General features: G+C 69.4%; 1 protein-coding gene. It reads right to left on the reverse strand.

Translation table 11 applies throughout. The annotated features are described in order from the left end of the window. Nucleotides 1–8: 8 nt before the first annotated feature. Nucleotides 9–1,406: an IS30 family transposase gene (locus KV557_RS41765; protein ID WP_218207347.1), complete on the reverse strand. Its 1,398-nt coding sequence runs from the start codon at nt 1,404–1,406 to the stop codon at nt 9–11. Nucleotides 1,407–1,453 lie beyond the last annotated feature (47 nt).

Consider the following 1,453-nt stretch of genomic DNA (forward strand, 5'->3'; position numbering starts at 1 on the left):
GCTCGAATTCAATCAGTCGTCGCAACACAGGCTCTGACCGGCGACTTTAGCCGACTATCGAGGGCTTCGGCAGGTGTTCTCCAGCCGAGGGTCTTGCGAGGTCTGCCGTTGAGAGTGGCAGCCACCGCGTTGATCTCGCCGGCGGTCCATCGGGACAGATCCGTTCCTTTCGGAAAGTACTGTCGCAGCAGCCCGTTCGTATTCTCGTTCGTGCCGCGCTGCCAGGGGCTGTGCGGATCGGCGAAGAACACGAACATCCCTGTGTCCGCGCTCAGTTGCACGTGCTGTGCCAGTTCCTTTCCGCGGTCCCAGGTCAGTGATCGGCGCATGTGTCCCGGCAGCGTCGCGAAGGCGGTGGTGAGGGCGTTGCGGACGGCTTCGGCACCGTGCCCGGCCAGCGCCGGGCCGTTCTTGACGCGTGGTTCGACGCCGTATCCCTCCAGACGGGGCAGGTGCAGCAGCACGGTGAACCGCGTTGTTCGTTCCACGAGGGTGGCGATCGCAGACTGGTTGGTGCCGATGATCAGGTCGCCCTCCCAGTGGCCGGCGACCGCGCGGTCGTCGGCCTCGGCCGGCCTCTGGGCGATCACGGTCTCGGGCGTGACATGGCCAACGGCACGCCGCCGGGAGCGTGCCCGGGGCGCCCGCAGCGCCCGCCCGGTCCGCAGGCAGGTGACCAGCTCGCGATCGAGTGCTCCGCGTCCTTGGATGTAGAGCGCCTGGTATATCGCTTCGTGAGAGATCCGCATGGAGTCGTCAAGCGGGAAGTCGAGCGGGAGCCGGTTGGCGATCTGCTCGGGGCTCCAGGCCGTCGCCCATCGCCGGTCCTCGCGGCGCGGCTTGTTGCGTCCTTTCCATTCCGGAGTGCGCGGGCCGGATACCGCTGTCCCGTCCGGCAGTTGAACCTCGCCCGACAACCGGGCCTGAACATAGTCGCGCAGGCGCTCATCGGCCACGAGCTTCGCGGTCTTGGGGCGCCGGGCCGCCAACTCGGCCTTCCACTGGGCGATCGAGGCCCGGTAGTCCAGCCGGGCGCCGCGCGTGGCCGCGTTGCGCCGCAGCTCTCTCGAGATCGTCGAGGGCGACCGGCCCAGCTGGCGCGCGATCTCCCGCACCCCGGCGCCCTGGGCCCGCAGCAGCGCGATCTCCTCGCGTTCGGCGAAGGACAGGTACCGGCCCGAGTCCGGGCCCAGCCGGAGCATGGGCATGCCGCCACCCTCCCGGAACCAGCGCGAGCCGACCACGCCCGACACACCGCACGCGATCCCCGCCTCCTCGCTGGACATCCCCTCCGCGATCCGCACCCAGAACTCCCGCTCCACACCGCGCCGAATCGGGGGTCGCCCCGGCGAACGCATCGCCGGACGCCCCGTCAGCGTCGTGATCCACCCTGCTGGCCGTCCCATGCAACACCACCTCGATCAAGGTGTTGCGACGACCGGTGGAATCCACC

This window comes from Kitasatospora aureofaciens, assembly GCF_019192735.1.
Taxonomy (GTDB): Bacteria; Actinomycetota; Actinomycetes; order Streptomycetales; family Streptomycetaceae; genus Kitasatospora; species Kitasatospora aureofaciens_A.